Origin of the sequence: Prochlorococcus marinus str. MIT 0917 (genome assembly GCF_027359575.1) — a bacterium.
Taxonomy (GTDB): Bacteria; Cyanobacteriota; Cyanobacteriia; order PCC-6307; family Cyanobiaceae; genus Prochlorococcus_B; species Prochlorococcus_B marinus_D.
The window spans coordinates 1,238,911-1,258,969 of sequence record NZ_CP114784.1 but is presented as its reverse complement, the minus strand read 5'-3'; the positions used below and the strand labels follow the sequence as shown (position 1 = coordinate 1,258,969).

General features: G+C 36.4%; 18 protein-coding genes. 9 read left to right on the top strand and 9 right to left on the bottom strand.

Features of this window, described 5'->3' with window-relative positions; all coding sequences use genetic code 11:
* The first annotated feature begins 51 nt into the window (after positions 1–51).
* Together O5637_RS07190 and O5637_RS07185 are read left to right on the top strand one after the other, a co-directional pair.
* A complete protein-coding gene (locus O5637_RS07190) occupies positions 52–2,853 on the top strand; it encodes a valine--tRNA ligase (protein WP_269603770.1) in 2,802 nt (933 codons plus the stop codon).
* 16 nt (positions 2,854–2,869) lie between these two features.
* Entirely contained in the window at positions 2,870–3,484 is a 615-nt protein-coding gene (locus O5637_RS07185; RefSeq protein ID WP_269603769.1) for a TVP38/TMEM64 family protein, read from the top strand.
* A 5-nt stretch (positions 3,485–3,489) separates the two neighbouring features.
* Here O5637_RS07185 and O5637_RS07180 read toward each other — a convergent pair whose 3' ends face one another.
* From O5637_RS07180 to O5637_RS07170, 3 genes are read right to left on the bottom strand one after another with little or no spacing between them, the layout of a single operon-like run.
* Complete coding sequence (locus O5637_RS07180; RefSeq protein WP_269603767.1) at positions 3,490–3,648, bottom strand: hypothetical protein; 159 nt, start codon at positions 3,646–3,648, stop codon at positions 3,490–3,492.
* A gap of 19 nt (positions 3,649–3,667) precedes the next feature.
* Positions 3,668–5,740: an NAD-dependent DNA ligase LigA gene (gene ligA / locus O5637_RS07175; protein WP_269603765.1), complete on the bottom strand. Its 2,073-nt coding sequence runs from the start codon at positions 5,738–5,740 to the stop codon at positions 3,668–3,670.
* A gap of 18 nt (positions 5,741–5,758) precedes the next feature.
* Entirely contained in the window at positions 5,759–6,181 is a 423-nt protein-coding gene (locus tag O5637_RS07170; protein ID WP_269603763.1) for a hypothetical protein, read from the bottom strand.
* Between the two features lie 118 nt (positions 6,182–6,299).
* Between O5637_RS07170 and O5637_RS07165 the strand changes: the two genes are divergently transcribed.
* Positions 6,300–6,851, top strand: a complete 552-nt coding sequence (locus O5637_RS07165) for a SprT family zinc-dependent metalloprotease (RefSeq protein WP_269603761.1) — start codon at positions 6,300–6,302, stop codon at positions 6,849–6,851.
* 64 nt (positions 6,852–6,915) lie between these two features.
* The gene (locus O5637_RS07160) at positions 6,916–7,449 is read left to right on the top strand and encodes an RNA helicase (protein ID WP_269603760.1); all 534 of its coding nucleotides are present in this window, start codon (positions 6,916–6,918) and stop codon (positions 7,447–7,449) included.
* 6 nt (positions 7,450–7,455) lie between these two features.
* On the opposite strand, the gene O5637_RS07155 is transcribed toward O5637_RS07160, so the two are convergent.
* Genes O5637_RS07155 through O5637_RS07135 form a run of 5 tightly spaced genes read right to left on the bottom strand, consistent with a single transcriptional unit; the run spans position 7,456 to position 12,961 of the window.
* A complete protein-coding gene (locus tag O5637_RS07155; protein ID WP_269603758.1) occupies positions 7,456–8,043 on the bottom strand; it encodes a chorismate lyase in 588 nt (195 codons plus the stop codon).
* 5 nt (positions 8,044–8,048) lie between these two features.
* Complete coding sequence (gene mnmG, locus O5637_RS07150) at positions 8,049–10,019, bottom strand: tRNA uridine-5-carboxymethylaminomethyl(34) synthesis enzyme MnmG (protein ID WP_269603756.1); 1,971 nt, start codon at positions 10,017–10,019, stop codon at positions 8,049–8,051.
* A gap of 34 nt (positions 10,020–10,053) precedes the next feature.
* Positions 10,054–11,472, bottom strand: a complete 1,419-nt coding sequence (gene dnaB / locus O5637_RS07145; protein WP_269603754.1) for a replicative DNA helicase — start codon at positions 11,470–11,472, stop codon at positions 10,054–10,056.
* A gap of 57 nt (positions 11,473–11,529) precedes the next feature.
* On the bottom strand, positions 11,530–11,988 hold the full coding sequence (rplI, locus tag O5637_RS07140; protein WP_269603752.1) for a 50S ribosomal protein L9: 459 nt from the start codon (positions 11,986–11,988) through the stop codon (positions 11,530–11,532).
* A 43-nt stretch (positions 11,989–12,031) separates the two neighbouring features.
* A complete protein-coding gene (locus O5637_RS07135; RefSeq protein ID WP_269603750.1) occupies positions 12,032–12,961 on the bottom strand; it encodes an acyl-CoA desaturase in 930 nt (309 codons plus the stop codon).
* Between the two features lie 79 nt (positions 12,962–13,040).
* On the opposite strand from O5637_RS07135, the gene O5637_RS07130 reads away from it, so the two are divergent.
* The 5 genes from O5637_RS07130 (at position 13,041) to O5637_RS07110 (ending at position 18,876) form a co-directional block, all read left to right on the top strand.
* Entirely contained in the window at positions 13,041–13,775 is a 735-nt protein-coding gene (locus O5637_RS07130; protein ID WP_269603748.1) for a hypothetical protein, read from the top strand.
* A gap of 36 nt (positions 13,776–13,811) precedes the next feature.
* On the top strand, positions 13,812–15,077 hold the full coding sequence (locus tag O5637_RS07125; protein ID WP_269603747.1) for an aminotransferase class I/II-fold pyridoxal phosphate-dependent enzyme: 1,266 nt from the start codon (positions 13,812–13,814) through the stop codon (positions 15,075–15,077).
* 20 nt (positions 15,078–15,097) lie between these two features.
* Positions 15,098–15,484, top strand: a complete 387-nt coding sequence (gene gcvH, locus O5637_RS07120; protein WP_269603746.1) for a glycine cleavage system protein GcvH — start codon at positions 15,098–15,100, stop codon at positions 15,482–15,484.
* Positions 15,485–15,585: 101 nt separating this feature from the next.
* Positions 15,586–18,492 (top strand): aminomethyl-transferring glycine dehydrogenase, encoded by a 2,907-nt coding sequence (gene gcvP, locus O5637_RS07115; protein WP_269603745.1) that lies wholly within the window; start codon positions 15,586–15,588, stop codon positions 18,490–18,492.
* Positions 18,493–18,615: 123 nt separating this feature from the next.
* Complete coding sequence (locus O5637_RS07110) at positions 18,616–18,876, top strand: hypothetical protein (protein WP_269603743.1); 261 nt, start codon at positions 18,616–18,618, stop codon at positions 18,874–18,876.
* Positions 18,877–18,879: 3 nt separating this feature from the next.
* On the opposite strand, the gene O5637_RS07105 is transcribed toward O5637_RS07110, so the two are convergent.
* On the bottom strand, positions 18,880–20,028 hold the full coding sequence (locus O5637_RS07105) for a glycosyltransferase family 4 protein (RefSeq protein ID WP_269603741.1): 1,149 nt from the start codon (positions 20,026–20,028) through the stop codon (positions 18,880–18,882).
* Positions 20,029–20,059 lie beyond the last annotated feature (31 nt).

Sequence of the window (20,059 nt, the reverse complement as noted above, 5' to 3'; positions counted from 1 at the left end):
GTAAAACTTTTGTCGGGAATGAGTAAATTAAATTAAACACATTTTTTTTCTGTGATAGAGCGGGCAAAAACTACAAAATTCTCTGAAGCCTCAGGTCTTCCTAAAACATATGATCCAGTTGGTACTGAAAAACGCTGGCAGAAAGCTTGGGAAGAAAAAGGAGCTTTTAAGCCTGATCCATCAGCCCCTGGAGACCCATTCTCCGTAGTTATTCCTCCCCCTAATGTCACAGGTAGTCTGCATATGGGGCATGCTTTTAATACTGCCTTAATCGATACAATTGTCAGGTATAAGAGATTAAAAGGAAATAATGTTCTTTGTCTTCCAGGGACAGACCATGCTTCAATTGCGGTTCAAACTATTCTCGAGAGACAACTGAAGGAAGAAGGCAAAAACCGTCATGATCTTGGTAGAGCTTCTTTTTTGGAACAAGCTTGGAAGTGGAAAGAAAAAAGTGGTGGAAGAATTGTTGATCAATTAAAGCGTTTGGGATATTCCGTAGACTGGAGTAGAGAGAGATTTACCTTGGATGAGGGTCTAAGTAAAGCTGTTTCCGAGGCATTTATTCGTTTATATGAAAAAGGATTGATATACAGAGGAGAATATTTAGTGAATTGGTGCCCTGCCTCTGGTTCGGCTGTGAGTGATTTAGAAGTTGAAATGAAAGAAGTAGATGGACATTTATGGCATTTTCGATATCCGTTAGTCACATCATCGGTATCAAGTGGGAAACAAATTAGTTACTTAGAAGTAGCGACTACACGTCCTGAGACGATGCTTGGTGATGTCGCTGTTGCTGTGAATCCATCAGATGAAAGGTATAAAGATCTCATAGGGGAGAAACTTACTTTGCCTCTAGTTGGTAGAACTATTCCCATTATTGGAGACCCTCATGTAGATAAAGATTTTGGAACTGGATGTGTCAAAGTTACTCCAGCGCATGATCCTAATGATTTTGAGATAGGTCAGAGACATGACTTACCTCAAATAACAGTCATGACTAAAAAAGGAACAATGAATCACAATGCAGGTCAATTTGAAGGCTTGGATCGTTTTGAAGCTCGTGAAGCTGTTATTGATTCTTTAAAGGAGATTGGTCTTTTAACCAAAATAGAAGCTTATAAACATAGTGTCCCTTTCTCTGACAGAGGGAAAGTACCAGTAGAGCCATTGCTGTCAACTCAGTGGTTTGTCAAAATGGATCCTTTAGCAAAAAGTTGTTCTGAATTTTTTGAGAAAGGACAACCTAAATTTATTCCTAATAGATGGTCAAAAGTTTATCGAGATTGGTTAACTGATATCAGAGATTGGTGTATTAGTAGACAATTATGGTGGGGACATCGTATTCCGGCTTGGTTTGTAATTAGTCAAACAGATAATAAAGTTGTTAATGAAACACCGTATATTGTCGCTAGAACAGAAGATGAAGCTAAGAAATTAGCACGTGAACAATATGGAGATTCAGTCAAAATTGAGCAAGATGAAGATGTTCTAGATACATGGTTCTCTAGCGGATTATGGCCTTTTTCCACATTAGGTTGGCCTGATGAAACTCATCCTGATTTTCAACGCTGGTATCCCACGCATACCCTAGTAACTGGCTTTGACATTATTTTCTTTTGGGTAGCAAGAATGACAATGATGGCGGGAGCCTTTACTGAGAAGATGCCATTTGCAGACGTCTATATTCATGGACTTGTTAGAGATGAGCAAAATAGAAAGATGAGTAAAAGTGCAGGAAATGGTATTGATCCTTTATTACTAATAGAAAGTTATGGAACTGATGCTTTGAGGTTTGCTCTTGTTCGTGAAGTTGCCGGCGCTGGACAAGATATACGTCTTGACTTTGATCGTAAAAATCAAACATCTGCAACGGTTGAGGCCTCTAGAAATTTTGCAAACAAGCTTTGGAATGCAACTAGATTTGCTCTTATCAATCTTGAGGATCAAGATTATGAAACTTTGGACAAATATGATTTATCGAAGTTGCAATTATCAGATAAATGGATTTTATCAAGACTTGCTCGAGTTAATCGTGAGACTGCTCAACGATATGAAAATTATGCTTTAGGAGAGGCAGCTAAGGGATTGTATGAATTTGCTTGGAATGATTTTTGTGATTGGTATTTAGAACTAATTAAACGACGATTGAATAGTGCAGCAAATCTTTCTCCTAATGAATTATTAGATCAAAAAATAGCGAAAAGCATCTTATACAAAGTTTTAAGTGATCTTTTGATTATGCTTCATCCTCTTATGCCTCATTTGACAGAGGAGCTTTGGCATGGATTAACAGGTTTAACTGAAGATCAATTTCTCGCTTTGCAGCCTTGGCCAAAATCAAATGAACAAGACTTGAATATTGATTTAGAGAGTTCTTTCTCTGATTTATTTGCATCTATCAGATTGATTCGCAATTTACGAGCAGTTGCTGGGTTGAAACCCTCTCAAAAAGTTCCTGTCATGTTGGTCTCTGGTAAGGAAGTTTTGCAAAATACTCTCAAAACATCAATCAATGATATTACTGTTTTGACTAAGGCTAAGGAAGTCCAAATATTATCTCCAGAGCAAGCAAAATCATTACCTTCGATGAAAGCTTTAGCAGGCGTAAGTGGAGAGCTAGAGGTGGTTCTTCCTATTGAAGGATTGATAGATATAGCTTCTTTACGATCAAGGCTTGAAAAAGATTTAAATAAAGCACAAAAGGAAATAGAAAGTCTCTCTGGACGTCTAGCCAATAAGAATTTTGTTGATAAAGCACCCAAAGAGGTTGTTGAGGAATGCAGAGCAAACTTACAGGAGTCAGAAGCGCAAGTACGCCTAGTCAAAGAGCGTCTAATGGGATTGGATTGAACTCTCTAAACTATCCATGTCTTACAACTTAGAAAATCTGATTAATAATTTCATTCCTTTTTTAAGTAGCCCTTTTGGAATTTTGGTTTTTGCTTTGGTGTATGTTTTTTGGGTGTCTTTTTTGTTGCCAGGCTCATGGCTTTCCATGTTGTCTGGCTTTCTTTATGGAACCTGGCTTGGAAGTTCGGTTGTTTTTGTAGGTGCTTTTATTGGAGCTCATCTAACTTTTTATTTAGGCAGAACTTTTTTAAAAGAATGGGCTCAAAAAAAGGTCTCAAATTTTCCAAAAGTTCAAATAATGGAGAAAGCTGTTCAACGCGAGGGTCTAAAAGTCATTCTTCTCACAAGACTTTCTCCTCTTTTCCCATTTGGCTTACTTAATTTTACATATGGTTTGAGTGAGGTAAAAGTCCGTGATTTTACTCTTGGAATGATTGGTATATTGCCTGGCACAATTTTATATTGCAGCTTAGGCTCATTAGCACTCAAAGTTTCAAATTTTGGAGAAGTACTATCAGGAAGATCTGATACTAGTTCATTTATTTGGAGCTTAATTAGTATTTTGTCGACTATTTTAGTTGTTATTTTAGTTTTACGTTCAACAAGAAAACTAAATCAGGATTCTCAATGACTAGATTAAGCATCAGCTTTTAAATTCCAATCTTCAATCGCTGCAAATACGATAAACCAATAAAGTCTTATGCGATTAAATATACCTTTTTTAGAAGCAAGCATTTCATATTTTGCGCGTCCACATTCTGTTTTGATTAAAGAAAAGATTGGATTTTTATCCATTTTTAAATTCTAATCATTTTTATAATAATAGCTTAAATTCAGTTTCGTTAATTATTTTTACTCCAAGCTCTTCTGCTTTTTTTAATTTACTCCCCGCTTTTTCTCCTGATAATAAGAAATCAGTTTTTTTACTAATTGAAGAACTGACCTTTCCTCCAGCACTTTCTATCAATTCTTTTGCTTCATCTCTTGTAAGCGAATCTAAAGTTCCTGTTAAGACAAAAACTTTGCCATTAAAAATATTTGATTCGTTTGAATTGTAGTTTGAATCTAAATTCTCTTTTAGAGAAAATCCAATTGCTTTTAATTCTTTAATTAAGGTTTGATTATTAGAATCATCAAACCACTTAATTATTGCATCTTTCATCTCATTTCCGAATCCATAAATATTGGATATATTTTCAGGTGCCTCCTTCGCAATAGTATTGAGTTCTTCGATGCTATGAAAGTTTTTTGAGAGAGATTTAGCATTCGCTTCTCCTATATGAGGTATCCCTAAACCGTAGAGCTGTTTGTGCCAATTTTTGTTTTTAGATTCGTTAATTTCTATTAGTAAATTCTTTGCAGACTTTTCTCCAAATCTTTCAAGTTTTAAAAGGGAATCAATTTCAAGTTTGTATAAATCTGGGATTGACTGCACATATCCTTCATTTACTAATTGATTAATAATCTTTTCACCTAATCCTTCTATCTTCATTGATCCTTTACTGACCCAATGACGCAAAAGACCTTTTAATTTTGCTGGGCATCTAGAATTAACACATTTAGTTATTGCTTCATTCTCTTCTTGAATTAACTTGGAATTACATGCTGGGCAGTTTTGAGGAAATTTTACTAATTTTGCATCAACTGTTCTAAATTCTTTTATAACTCTAATAACTTCAGGAATAATTTCTCCAGCTTTTCGCACAATTATTGTGTCTTCATAATGAAGATCTAAAGAGGCAAGTCTGTTTGCATTATGAAGAGTTGCACGATTCACAGATGTTCCTGCAAGCTCAATAGATTCAAACTCTGCTACTGGTGTAACAGCACCAGAGCGACCTACTTGGAAAATTAATTTTCTTAACTTAGTCGCTTTCTCTTCTGCTGGATATTTGACAGCTATGGCCCATCTTGGAGCTTTATGTGTAGATCCTAGGATGTTTTGCATGTCAAATTTATCTATTTTTACTACTATTCCATCCGTGGCATAAGCTAAAGAATCTTTTTCGATTTCCCAATACTTGTAATAGCTATTTGCTTCATTTAAGTTTTTTTTTGTTTCATATGTAGTATTAACTTTAAAACCAATACTTTTTAAAAATTCAAGTGATTCAGATTGAGAATTTGGTTTTTTCAATTCTTTATCATTTGGCTCCCAATTTTCTGGTAAATAAATACTATATGCGAAGAAGTCAAGTTTTCTAGATGCAACTATTTTTGGATCTAATTGTCTTAATGTTCCTGCACAGGAGTTTCTAGGATTTGCAAAGGGTGGTTGATCAGTATTTTTTCTCTCAATATTGAGTTTATTAAAGATATTATTTGGCATGAAAGCTTCTCCTCTGATTTCAATCCAAGAGGGTGGATTTTTTAATAATAAACTTAAAGGAATTGTAGAAATTGTTCTGATATTAGTAGTGATATCTTCTCCAGTTTTTCCATCTCCACGAGTTGCTGCTTTAGTTAAAATCCCATCTTCATATCTTAGCGAAATAGCATTTCCATCAATTTTTAATTCACAAATTAGTTCTGGATTCTCATCTTCCTTGAGATCTTTATTTCCTGAACTTATTAATTTTCTGATCCTTGTGTACCATGCTTTTAATTCATTTATATTAAACGCATTATCTAGGCTTAAAAGTGGAATATTATGATCAACATTTTTGAATCCTGTAGAAGGGACACCACCTAATCTTTGGGAAGGGCTATCATCAGTAATCAAAGATGGGTGAATATTTTCAATTTCAATTAATTCTCTATATAGTTGATCATAAACAGCATCGTCTATCTCGGGTGCATCTAATACATAGTAGGAGTAATTTGCTTTATTGAGTAAAGCTCTAAGCTCTTTTGCACGTTCATAATGTTGATTCAAGTTTGAATTCACTTCTCACATTTAGCTTCATTATGTATTGGCTTTCGCAATACGATCTATTTGCCAATTTTCGTTTATTTTAATAAAAGTGAAGTCCAGTGGCATTTCATTTTTCTTATCTTCTGATTTCAAGCTTAGTGTGAGCATTATTTGATTATCTTCTATTCTTGGTCGCCCCGACTTCAAGTTTCTATATCGATTTAATTGCAAGCTACCCAAAAATTTGATGAATTCTTGTCTATTGACATGTGTTTTATAAGCTTTTGTCGTAAGTCTATAAGCCCCATCTATTCGGCCAGCTGCAATCTGATCAAAAAACTTTTTCACAAGAGGGTTAATGCCTCTAGCACTGATGACTAGCTTGATTGCGTTAAAAGTCCAAAAAAGGAGAAGTGCGCCAACTCCAACCAAGAGAGCTTTTAATCCAATTGCTTTGATAAGAGCACTATCCATTTTTTTAATTCCGTTTAGTTATAGATTCTGACTTATTAGCCATGAGATTAGCTTGTTTGTTATTGATAGTTAGACAGAATGTTATCGGAATAATAATGCTAACGAGTTCTCGGTATCAATGTCTTTAATACCTGTTCTACCATTATTTCTTGAATTAAACAGACAACATTTTCAGAACTCTTTGTTCGAGAATGGAGTTCCCAGAGTCTCTCTTCGTTGGAGTGATGGCCGCATGCGTACTACGGCTGGGATCTATAGAAGTAAAACGAATTTCTTCGGAGTGAAAGCTAGTGAAATAATTTTGTCTAGACCAGTATTGGAACATCTTCCCCGCAAAGCATTGATGAGCACCTTATGCCACGAAATGATTCATGCCTGGATTGACCTTGTTCTGAAAGTTGAAGAGGCACATGGACCTAATTTTCATAAACGTATGGCAGAGATAAATTCCGCTCAAACTGATTTCCAAGTAACAGTTCGTCACTCGTTCCCAATATCAAAAAGACTCCCAAAATGGGTGGCAACTTGCCCTTCATGTGAAAGAAGTTTTAGTTATCGACGTATTGTTAATGGCGCTGCCTGCCGCAGTTGTTGTAATAATTATTTTGGCGGTAGATGGGATCCAAAATTCGTACTTGAATTTCAACCTTTTTCTAGAAGTAACAATTAATTTTTTGAATAATTTCAACTTTACGGTGATTCACTTGTTGGTTTGAAAGCGTTAAATTTAAAAGATGAGCTCACATAACAATCGTAATCAAATTCGTCAGCGATCTAGAGCACCCCTTGATCGCAGAATGGATAAATGGATACAAACTGGAAAACAGGTTGTAGATGGTGTTTCGGGTAATCGCCCTGGTAAAAGAAGGGGAGGGTGGCAAGATAAAGAGACTTCAGCAAATTTCGAAAAAGTTGGTCGTTGGATGGAAGAGAAAATTGATTGGTTTTTTGAGGATGATGACGAGTGGTTGGAGAATGAAGACTTTGAGAATGAACCGCTTAAGGAAAGCACAAACAATACAAAAAGACCCTTAAGTGCTATTTCCTTAAGAGCTCCTAAAGCTTTACCACCTCAGATGGAAGTAAGGAGAAACAATTCAGACGAACTGGATGAATGGCCAGATGATCAATCTTTTAAATTAAATAAGTGGAAAAGGAAAGATAATTTAATTAAGCAAAATGAACTCGATTTAAACGATTCTTTCCTAGATGAACGAACTCCTCAAAGAAGAAAAAACATACCAAGATCTAGTCGAAGAAAATATTAGCTGTTGTTAAAAAGCCTTTCTTGGTATTGGTCCTAACCATTTTTCTAGTTTTGGGCTGAAAACTTCTCTAATTACAGTTAATTCTTTTTGTTGACGAAAAAATCGATAATGCCTACTCCAAAAAGGACCATCTTCATTAAATTCTGCTTTCAGCCAATTTGCATGAACTAATCCCAATCCGTCAACTTCTCTAAAAAGCTCTGAGCGTCCTTGGGTCAAGCTTTTCCAGATTGGTTGATCCTTATTTTGCAGATTTTTTTCTGCTTCTTCATAATTCCACCAGCTTTCAGCCCATGCCAGGGTTAAGTCTCCACACGTAAGCCAAACTTGTCTTCTTATCAAAGGTGGCTCTAGCTCATGCACTTCTTCTGGGACTCCATTTTGATTATTATTTTCCATTGCCATAGATATCACCTTTATGGCAACTTCATGCCCTGTTAAAAGCTTGAGATGCCTGGTTGGGCTGCCATCACCCAATAGCATTAATTGCCATGCTCCAGAGAGTTTATAATTCCCTTTGCCTGAAAGAACACTTTCTTTCGATGCTTTCCAAATAACTTCAGGAGAAGGTAATTGAGATTGATGTGAATTCACTTTTATCAGCTTGTTTTTTGCATTGGATCTTTGCTTGCAGATTTTTTCATTTGTTCTATTTTTAACCATACAAGAAGTGCAGTGAGGTCTGCTTTGCTTACACCAGGAAGTTGAGCAGCATGTCCAAAACTTTTTGGCTGAGAAATTGTTAATTTTTCTCTCGCTTCTTTAGAAAGAGTTTTGATATTATTATAGTTTAAATTTTTTGGTAATAACTTTTTACTTTGCTGTTTTAATTGATTTATTTGAGCTTTTTGTCTTTCTAAATAACCGGTATATTTAATATCTATTTCAACTCCTTCTTCAACATCTAAGGGAATACTCTTAGTTGCTAAATTATAATTAATTAGGTCTTTATAGTGAATATTTGTTCTTCTTAGGAAATTGGCTAGTGTTATTGAACCTTTAATAGCAGTTCCAGTTGAAGAATATATTTCTTTTGCACATTTATCGCTTTCTTTAATGCGATCTTTTTCTAATCTTATTTTCTCTTGATCGATTAATTGTTGCTTAGTATTAAAGATTTTCCACCTTCTTTCATCAATCAACCCTAATTTGTAACCGAGTGGAGTCAATCTCCTATCTGCATTATCACCCCTTAAAATTAATCGATATTCACTTCTACTAGTTAATACTCTATATGGCTCCTTTAAATCTTTTGTAACTAAATCATCAATCATAGTTCCTATATAACTACTCTCCCTTTCGAAAATAATGCCTTCTTTATCGTTGACTAATCTTGCAGCATTTAAACCTGCTACTAAACCTTGTGCAGCTGCTTCTTCGTATCCTGTTGTTCCATTTAGTTGCCCTGCACTAAATAAACCACTTATTCTTTTTGTTTCGAGTGTTGCTTCCAATTGTGTGGCTGGTATGTAGTCATATTCAACTGCATAAGCGGGTCTCAGCATTACACATCTTTCTAAGCCTGGTAGAGTCCTTAAAAGTTCTAATTGTAAGTTTTCGGGCAGTCCAGTTGAGAAACCTTGTACATACATTTCTGGAGTATCTCTACCTTCGGGCTCCAAGAAAATCTGGTGTGAATCTTTGTCAGCAAAACGTACAATTTTATCTTCAATGGATGGGCAATATCTTGGACCTTTACTATTAATAAAACCTCCGTAAATAGGAGTTAAATGAAGATTTTTTTTAATAAGTTGGTGAGTTGCTTTTGTTGTTCGAGTGATATGACAACTCATTTGTTCTCCACTTTTCCAAGAAAGAGGATCAAAAGAAAAGAATTTATCTGAAGCATCGCTCAATTGCTCTTCTAGGGAGTCAAGATCAATAGTTCGTCTATCGATGCGAGCAGGGGTTCCTGTTTTTAAACGATCAGTAGTAAAGCCTAAAGTTTGTAATTCTTCAGTTAACCCTTGAGAGGCCTGCTCTCCTGCTCGACCTGCACTCATAGATTGATTGCCAATCCAAATTCTGCCTCCTAAAAAAGTTCCTGTTGTAAGTACAACTGCTTTTGCATGAAAAATAGTTCCAAAATAGGTTTTAACTCCCTTTATAAATCCAATTCTCTCTTGAATTTCTGATGTGTTTTTTTCAATCTGATTGGGATAATGTTCAATTTCTAGCCCAGTAACCATTGCCTCTCTAATCTTTAAATTTGGCGTATTTTGAAGGATTTTTAGCATTTCATGTGCATATATTCGCTTATCTGTTTGTGCTCTTAATGCTCGAACTGCAGGTCCTCTGCTTGCGTTAAGGATCCTTTTTTGAAGAGCTGTTAGATCGGCTAATTTCCCGATAATCCCTCCCAGCGCATCAACTTCATGAACCAATTGACTTTTAGCTGGTCCACCTACTGCGGGGTTACATGGTTGCCATGCGATTCGATCTAAATTGAGAGTAAATAAAACTGTATTCAATCCTAATCTTGCTGAAGTCAATGCAGCTTCGCAGCCTGCGTGACCACCTCCTACAACAATTACGTCAAAACTTTCATCTGAAGATTGTTTAGTAATCATCAATTAAGCATTTAGGAATTTAATTTTCGAACAATTAAGCAGCAAGATTTCTAAATCTAGTGAATTGGGGTTCAAAAAGTAATTTAACTGTTCCAACCGGTCCATTTCGGTGTTTTGTCACGATAACTTCTGTAATTCCTCTATCAGTAGTTTCTGGATTGTAATACTCATCCCTATAAATCATTAGAACCAAGTCCGCATCCTGTTCTATTGAGCCAGATTCACGTAGATCGCTAAGCATTGGTCTTTTATTGGTTCTTGATTCAACTCCTCTACTTAATTGAGATAAAGCGATTACAGGGACTTTAAGTTCTCTTGCCATACCCTTAAGACCTCGAGTAATTCTTGATATTTCTTGAACTCGATTATCTGGCGAAGTACCTTCCATGAGTTGTAGATAATCAATAACAATTAGTCCCAGCTCTTTACCTTGTTCAGCAATTAGGCGACGACATAAAGACCTCATTTCAAGAACACTTGAATTTGGTTTGTCATCAATGAAGATTGGTAATTGCCCAAGTGTATTAATACCTTGACCAAGTAATGGCCATTCATCTTGTTGCAGTCGTCCTGTTCTTAATCGACTGCTTTCAATTCCTACCTCGCTTGATAGCAATCTGTAAGTTAGTTGCTCTTTACTCATTTCAAGACTGAATACACAAACAGGTAGGTCATGAAGTTGCGCTACGTTTTTAGCGAGATTAAGAACAATTGAAGTTTTTCCCATTGCTGGTCTTCCTGCAACAATGATTAGATCGCTCCTCTGAAGTCCTTGTGTCATTGCATCCAGATCGTAAAAATTAACTGGTATGCCTGCCACTGATGTACCAAGTGATCTACTTTCTATTTCATTGAAAGTCTTTGTCAGAATTTCTGCAGTAGGCGTTAAACCTTTGGATGGTTGCTCTTGGCTAATAGCAAAGATCTTTTGTTCAGCTTGATCAATGGCTTCTTCCATTGGAAGGCTTTGATCAAAGCCTAATTTGATCACATCATTTCCAGATTTAATTAATTGCCTGCGCAAAAATTTATCGCTAATTAATTTAGCAACTTGTTCGATTGAAGCTGTAGATGTAACCCTCTCAACCAGTTCAACTAATCGGTTGTTTCCTCCCACTTTTTCTAAAGAATTTGTATCGGCAAGCCAAGCGCTCATTGCTGTTAAATCTGTAGGTTTGCCTTGGCTATGAAGCATTAATGCTGTTCTATATATTTCTCGATGAGCAGAAATGTAAAAAGCTTCAACTTGTAGCAAATCAGCTATTCGTCCTATCGCATCAGGATCCAATAAAATTCCACCCAGAACAGATTCTTCTGCTTCCAAATTTTGTGGTGGTATTTGGTCAGGTTGAGCTTCAAAACGAGGCTTTTCAATTTTGGAATTATTAAAAGCTCCAAAATCTCTACCTTGTTTTGAAAAATCCCCGTTATTTGAAGAGGGGGTGATTATCATTTATTGCTTGTTGGACAAGGACACCTACTTTGGCTTGTTCGGGCCAAGATGCAACTATTAGTAACTTGTAACTTCAAGGTTTATCTCAGCATTTACTTCGTTGTGAAGTTTGATTTGCACTTTATATTTCCCCACACCATGTATCTCAGGAACCGATATGTCTCTACGATCTATGTCCTTTTTAGTAGCTTCTTTTATCACTTCTGCTACATCTCCATTAGTTACTGTTCCAAATAAGACTCCGTCTTCTCCTACTTGTTTTTTGACCGTAAATCTTCCAATTGTTGTTAGAGCTGTTTGGAAATCAATAGCTTCTTGTTTTTTAGCTGCCTCTTTTTCTGCTTGTTTTGCTCTTCTGTGTTCAACTTGTTTTAAAACAGTTGGAGTAACCGGTAATGCTTTTTTGTTGGGTAATAAAAAGTTTCTGGCAAAGCCAGGAGCAACCTCAACAAGGTCACCATCATTGCCAAGACTTTTTATGTCTTCGTTTAGAACAACTTGAACTCGCTTAGGCATGGATCGAAAATGAATTAATGCTATTTAATTGTTGTTAGTAATATTACGACGCGATAGGGAGTCTAATTTTTTTCGCTAACCCAATTGCTTTCAAAAATCGTATGTGTTGCCAGGTTAGATCTATTTGATTTCTTTGAAGGCCGTGCTTCGCTGAATTAGGAAAAGCATGATGATTATTGTGCCACCCTTCTCCAAATGTAAGCGCTGCCACCCATTTATTATTTTTGGAATTATCTCCACTCTCATATGCAATAGAACCCCAACAATGAGTTGCTGAATTAACTAGCCAAGTTATGTGATAAACAAAAACCAGTCTTAGAGGAATTCCCCATAAGACCATTGCCCATCCTCCAATACCAGCTGATTGGCCAATTAAATAAAGCGTCGCGCCTAAGGGTAGTTGCAAAAGTAAAAAATTTTTATTTAAGAAGCGATAGTAAGGATCTTTGATTAAATCTCCAGAAAGTCTTGGAACGGCTTTCATGGCAGGTACATCTTCAAACATCCATCCCATGTGACTCCACCAAAATCCTTTATTACTGTCATGATGATCAGCTTCAGTATCGGAAAAAGTATGATGATGCCTGTGAAGACCAACCCAATCGATTGGTCCATGTTGGCAACTTAATGCTCCACAAGTTGCGAAAAATCTTTCAAGCCATTTTGGAACTTGAAAAGATCGGTGTGAGAGAAGGCGATGATATCCTGTGGTTACTCCTAAGCAAGCAGTTACCCAATATAAGAAAATAAATCCAGAAAATGCTAACCAACTCCAAAATTTAGCTTGCAAAGTAAATATTGTTAGAGCGTGTATTGTCAGCATGAATATGACTGTTCCCCATCTTCTTCTGGCCCTTTGGTTATGAATCCTTCTTGGTACATGTCCTTGGAGCTTCTTCGATGCAGCCATGGCTTTATCGGCAGCAACTGGTTTTTTTAATGGAGCCGAAGCCTCGATTAAACTTGAAACCATTAGTGATCCGTCTACTTGGTGTATATAATATACGATAAGGATCCTAACCAGGCCTATCTATCAATCTTGAATGTGATTTGTGACCTCTAGTTTTCGGGACCAATTGACTGCAGGTAGAAGGGCTATGGCTCACCTAGTGCATGTATGGCATGAGCGCAATGGCTGGTCTCATAAAGTTCTTCCTGCTTTGGCTGAATGTTTGGATCTAGGAAGAGTTCATAGTTCTCAAATTTCAAATCTAAGAAATGGAAAACTTGTATCTCCCAGCCCTGAAGTATTTTTTGCTTTGGGGAAGGTAAATCAAGTACTTTCTCGTGGGTTAGAAAATATAGAAAGTCATATATTGAGCGTTCATCCTGAGTTGCATAGATCGCTTCAAGAGTCAGCTATCGCTGTTGAAGGAAATGACAATAATCCTCTTTCTGCAGGTGATTTTTTTGAGATTTTTGTTGGTTTAGCGTCTTTGCCTTCCTCTTTTGATTGGTTTATTGAGGATGCAGAAGCCCCTGTGCTTAGCGCCGCTTTGGCTGACTATTTATGTAAAGGAAGGTCGTGGAGAATGTGTAGAGAACAAGTTATGTCTGCATATCCAGTCAGTAAAAAGCAACGTAGAGACAGGTTTGAAGCAGTTATGGCGGGTTTAAAAGATTACACAGCCGAAGAACTTGATGGTGAATTGCTAGATTTACATGCAACTAATAAATTGTTAAATACAAATCATTTGCAAGGTGCAGATGACTTTTTGGAGAATCTTCGCCAAAGAGGCTTATTACTTAAAGATCAAGAAAAACTAGAAATTATTTTTTCTGATTAATTTGATAAAACTTATATATTCTCAAGTAAAATGTATATGTTACAAAAATACGCTAAAAATTTTGTTGATAATATAGAAAAAAAATTATACTTATCAATTCAAGAAAAGACCGACAGTATATCATTTAAATTAGAAAAAGTGTTAAAAGCTTTTTCTGACTCTCATCTAAATGTGCAACATTTTGCATCGTTAACTGGATATGGACATGGAGATTTAGGGAGAGATATAATTGATAAAATTTTTGCGGATGTTTTAGAAGCGGAAAAAGCAGCGGTAAGACTTCAGCTTGTGAGCGGTACTCATGCTATTACAACATCTTTGTTTGGCGTTTTAAGACCAGGAGATTATTTGCTATCTGTTACTGGAAGGCCCTACGAATCACTTGAAGAAGTCATTGGATTGAGGGGGATTGGTCAAGGATCCTTGATTGAGTTTGGCATTAATTATGAAGAGATATCTTTAAATAAAAATGGAAATATAGATTTCTTAGCTTTAGAAAAAGCTTTACACACCCCTAGAAAATTAATTTTTATACAACGTAGTTGTGGTTATACATGGCGTCCATCTTTGAGTATTGAGGTTATTAAAGAGATTTGTAATTTTTGCCATAAGATTCAACCTAATTGTATTTGTTTTGTTGATAATTGCTATGGAGAATTTGTCGAAACGAAGGAACCAACGTCAGTCGGGGCAGATTTAATTGCAGGCTCTTTAATAAAAAATTTAGGGGGAACGATCGTTCCTACTGGTGGATATATTGCGGGGAAAGCTGATTTAGTGGATAAAGCATGTTGCCGCTTGACTGCTCCAGGTATTGGATCTGAGGGTGGTATTACTTTTGATTTAAATAGAACTATTTTACAAGGACTTTTTCTTGCGCCTCAAATGGTTGCAGAGGCTCTAATAGGTGCTGAGATTATTTCTACTACTTTTAGCGAATTGGGCTTTCAAGTTTTGCCAAAACCAGGTTCTCACAGAACTGATTTGATCCAAGTAGTAAGGATCGGCGATCCAGAAATTTTACAAATTATTTGTAGGTCTTTTCAGGAAAAATCACCTATTGGATCTTTTCTCGATCCAATACCTGCTCCTATGCCAGGTTATGAAAATAACTTAGTCATGGCTGGAGGAACTTTCGTAGATGGTAGTACGAGTGAATTTTCTGCGGATGCTCCTATGAAACCTCCTTTTGATTTATTTATTCAAGGAGGATCCCATCGCTCTCATATCAAAATTGCTTTGATTCATGCATTATCCAATTTATTTCAGGCAGGATTGATCAAATTGCCCCAGAATGACTAAGCGTTTTTCGTTTTGACGCAATGGCTTTTTCCTTCCCAGATCATTTTCGTTTTGCTGACAGTCATGAATATGCTTTTGCTGATGATGGATTAGTTCGAATTGGCATCAGTGAATTTGCGGTTGATCAGTTAGGAGATATCGTTTTTGTTGATCTACCAGATGAAGGGACTTCAATAGCTAAAGGAGAAAGTTTTGGCTCAGTGGAATCAGTAAAGGCTGTAGAAGATATGTATGCACCAGTTAGTGGAGAAATTGTCCATAGAAACAATTCTGTTTTAGCTAGCCCAGAGGAACTTCAAAATGATCCGCATGGTGAAGGATGGTTATTAATAATTCGTCCTGATAATCCTGATCAATTACAAGATCTTATGGATTCTGGGACTTATGCAAAGAAAATTGTTTCATAAAATTTTACTTAATAATTTTTTCTTACAACAAATCAGGAAATTTTTCTCTACAGTGGCCTTCCTTCCAATAACTTAACTTGCTTGTGCTTGAGAACAAGCTCATGTCAAAAGCAGAATTAAAGGATTTCACTTTTAAGTCTCGCCATGTAGGTCCAACCAACGAAGAGGAAGCTTTTATGCTTCAACATCTTGGTTTTGACAATTTGGAAGATTTCATTTCTTCTGTCATTCCTAATGAAATCTTTGATGCAGAAAATAATGGTGTTTCTATTTCATGTGGGTGTGATCAAAATGAAGCGTTAAAAGAAATCAATATTATTTCCAAGAAAAATATTGAACATCGATCGTTGATTGGCCTTGGTTATCATTCGACAGTCATACCTCCAGTCGTACAAAGAAATGTTCTAGAAAATCCCAATTGGTATACGGCTTATACTCCTTATCAAGCAGAAATATCCCAAGGCAGATTAGAAGCCTTATTTAATTTTCAAACTTTAATAAGTGAATTAACAGCTTTACCTATCGCAAATGCATCTTTACTTGATGAAGCAACTGCGGTAGCTGAGGCAATAAGTTTGAGTTTGGCTGTTAGAAAAAATAAAAATGCTAATAAATTTTTAGTAGATCAAGAAACTCTGCCTCAAACATTTGACGTCTTAAAAACTCGATGTGAGCCACTGGGGATTGTACTTGAGTTCTTTGATAATAAGAATTTTGAAATTGATAATAATGTCTTCGGAATACTTATTCAGTTACCTGGAAAAAATGGTCGTATTTGGGACCCAACTTCAGTAATTAATAAAGTACATAAATGTGATGCAATTGTAACGATATCAATTGATCCCTTGGCTCAAGTTTTGATTAAACCAATGGGAGAATTTGGTGCGGATATTGTTGTTGGAAGTGCGCAAAGATTTGGAGTGCCTATTGCATTTGGTGGACCACATGCAGCTTTTTTTGCAACTAAAGAAATATATAAAAGACAAATACCAGGAAGGATTGTTGGCCAATCAGTTGATGTAGAGGGAAATCAAGCTTTGAGACTTGCCCTTCAAACAAGAGAGCAACATATTCGAAGGGATAAAGCAACAAGTAATATATGCACTGCTCAAGTTTTATTAGCTGTTCTTTCTTCTTTTTATGCAGTTCATCATGGTCCAAATGGGCTTAAGAAAATTGCAAACAAGATCCTTAAATATAGATCTGATTTTGAATATATTTTAAGTGACTTAGAATATACCATAGATAGATATTCCGGGTTTGATAGTATTGACATATATTGTGCAGAAGCATCAAAAGTTATTCTGTCAGCTTCAGAAGAAGGATATAACCTTAGAGTTCTTCCTATTGGATCTGATATTAATAATGCTAAGGGTTTTGGAGTGACTTTTGATGAATTAACTTGTGATCAAGAAATTTATAAATTGCATCAAATACTTGCAAATGTTAAAGGAAAAAATGTTAATGATATTTCTAAGATTATTAAGGAGAATGATCCACTAATAGATATTCCACTTCGTGAAAAACCTTGGCTTGAACAACCGGTATTTAATCAATATCAAAGTGAGACTGATTTAATGAGATACATACATTTTTTAGTTTCGAAAGATTTTTCTCTAGTGCAAGGAATGATTCCTCTGGGGAGTTGCACAATGAAATTGAATGCAGCTGCGGAACTTTTACCCATTGAATGGAGCGAGTTTGCTTCTATTCATCCTTTTGCTCCTACTACTCAATTAGCTGGATACAAGGAAATCATTAATGACCTTGAAAGTTGGCTTTCTGCTTTAACTGGCTTTCAGGGTGTTTCTCTGCAGCCAAATGCAGGTTCTCAAGGAGAATTTGCTGGTTTGCTTGTAATACGTTCTTGGCATCAGTCTCTTGGTGAGGGGCATAGAAATATTTGCTTGATTCCCACTAGTGCACACGGTACAAATCCAGCTAGTGCAGTCATGTCTGGTTTTAAAGTTGTCTCTGTTAAATGTGATGAATATGGCAATGTTGATTTGGAAGACTTAAGAAATAAAGCAAAGATTCATTCAAAGAATTTGGCTTCATTGATGGTTACCTATCCTTCAACACATGGTGTATTTGAGCCGAATATTCGTGAAATTTGCCAAGTCATTCATCAAGAGGGTGGTCAGGTCTATTTGGATGGGGCAAATCTGAATGCTCAAGTAGGTATTTGCAGGCCTGGAACTTATGGCATAGATGTCTGTCATTTAAATCTTCATAAAACTTTTTCAATTCCTCATGGAGGAGGAGGTCCAGGCGTAGGCCCCATAGCTGTTGCAGGCCATTTGGTTCCTTATCTTCCTGGACATTCAATAGTTAAGTGTGGAGGCAAAAAGGCTATTTCGGCAGTCTCTTCAGCTCCATTTGGCAGCGCTGGAATATTGCCGATTAGTTGGATGTACATTCGAATGATGGGTAAAGATGGGTTACGCAAAGCAAGTTCAATTGCAATCCTTTCTGCTAATTATTTAGCCAAACGTCTTGATGCTTATTATCCAGTTTTATTTAAAGATCCCAATGGCTTGGTAGCTCATGAATGCATATTAGACTTACGACCTTTAAAGAGTCAGTTAGGTATAGAAGTTGAGGATATTGCAAAGAGATTGATGGATTATGGATTTCATGCTCCAACAATCAGTTGGCCAGTTGCTGGAACTTTGATGGTTGAACCAACAGAAAGTGAAAGTTTGTCTGAATTAAATCGTTTTTGTGAGGCGATGATTGGAATACGAGAAGAAATTGAACAAATTAAATTAGGAAAGATTGATCCTATTAATAATCCTTTAAAACAATCTCCTCATACTTTAAAAACAGTTACATCCGATGATTGGGATAGACCTTATTCTCGTAAAGAAGCAGCTTTCCCTTTGAGCAGCCAGGAAAAATATAAATTTTGGCCATCAGTTTCACGTATTAATAATGCTTATGGAGACAGAAATTTGATATGTAGTTGTCCTTCCGTTCAAGACTTAGAAGATACTAATTCTATTTGAAGACTGGTTAAAACTTGTTTTATTGGTTAAATTTCAAGCGAAAACCAAATTTGTGGTTTTTTCGGGTTGTTTTGCAAGTTTTCTATTAATCTTTGCCGCAGCCTTAAATTATATGGGGACCAAATGAACAAAAAGACATCTTTTGATCTTATAGATCAAATGAATAAAAAGAATGATTTGTCTTTGCCTTCTTTTTCTAATTGCTTTGAATCTGTTTTAAATAAAGGAGAACTTTTAAAAGTTTCTGGAACTAATGTCGTTAGAGTCCCATTTGGGGTTCGTCAGCCTAAGAAACAAAGGCCACCAAAACTTTCTCCATGGGCAACTTTGGTATTACCTCTGCAATCATTTGATTCCCCCACTCCACCCCCTCATGCTGCGTAAAAACTAAGCAGCGACATTTGATTGTTTTTTGTCTAGTACGTCTTCGTAATAATTTCTCAATTGTTTTGTAGCTCCTGCCCATCCCCATCTCTCAGCCTCTGAACGAGCTGCTTTTCTCATTGCTGAGCGTTCTATTTCATTGCCCAACAATTTTTTTGTAGCCTCAATTAAACTTGAAGCCCCATCATTTTCTCCATCAGGATTGTACAGGCATCCATTTTCTCCATCTGAAATGATATCTGGTATTCCACCTTTATTTGCTCCTACAACTGGGCATCCAGCAGCCATTGCTTCCAAAAGAACTAATCCCAGGGTTTCTGTGCTTGAGGGGAATAAGAAAGCATCACCTGATGCATAAGCACTTGCTAGTTCATTCCCACTTAAATATCCCACAAAGGTAGTAGAGGTGCCCTGGAAAATTTTTTCTAATTGTTGTCTATATGGACCATCCCCAACAAGTGCTAGACGAGTGCTAGGTAGTGCTTCAAGCACAGGTTTAATTCTTTCTATTTGTTTTTCTGCAGAGAGTCTTCCTACATAAATCAATAGCGATCCTTCATCGCTAAAGTTGCCTAAAAGACGTTTTCTCATTTGCTCATCTCTTAGCTCTGGTTTGAAAATATCCGTATCAACTCCTCTTTGCCATAAGTCTGTATTTTGAATTCCTTTTTCTGAGAGTTCCTGCACCATTGCCGTGGAAGTACATAAATTTAAAGTTGCTTGATTATGAGCAGCTTTTAACAATTCCCATAAAAGCGGCTCTAACATACCCATCCCATAGTGTTCTAAATACTTTGGTAAATGAGTATGGTAGCTCGCTACAAGGGGGATATTGTTTGTTTTAGCTAGCCAGATCCCTCCCAATCCAAGTACAGCAGGGTTAACAACATGTATCAAGTCAGGTTTAAAGTTTTCTAATTCATCTGAAACACCTGGTCCAGGAAGCCCTAATTTGAGTTCAGGATATAAGGGTAATGGCATCGCGGGGACACCGACAACTTTTGCACCCATATAGCTTGATGGACAGCCTTCTGGACAAAAAACGGTTACTTCATCACCAGATTCAACTAAATTTTGGATTGTTTTAGTTAAACGAGTGACTATCCCATCTACTTTGGGTAGGAAAGTTTCTGTAAAAAAAGCTATTTTCACTGCGCGTGTCTTTTCAAGATTTTGTATTAGT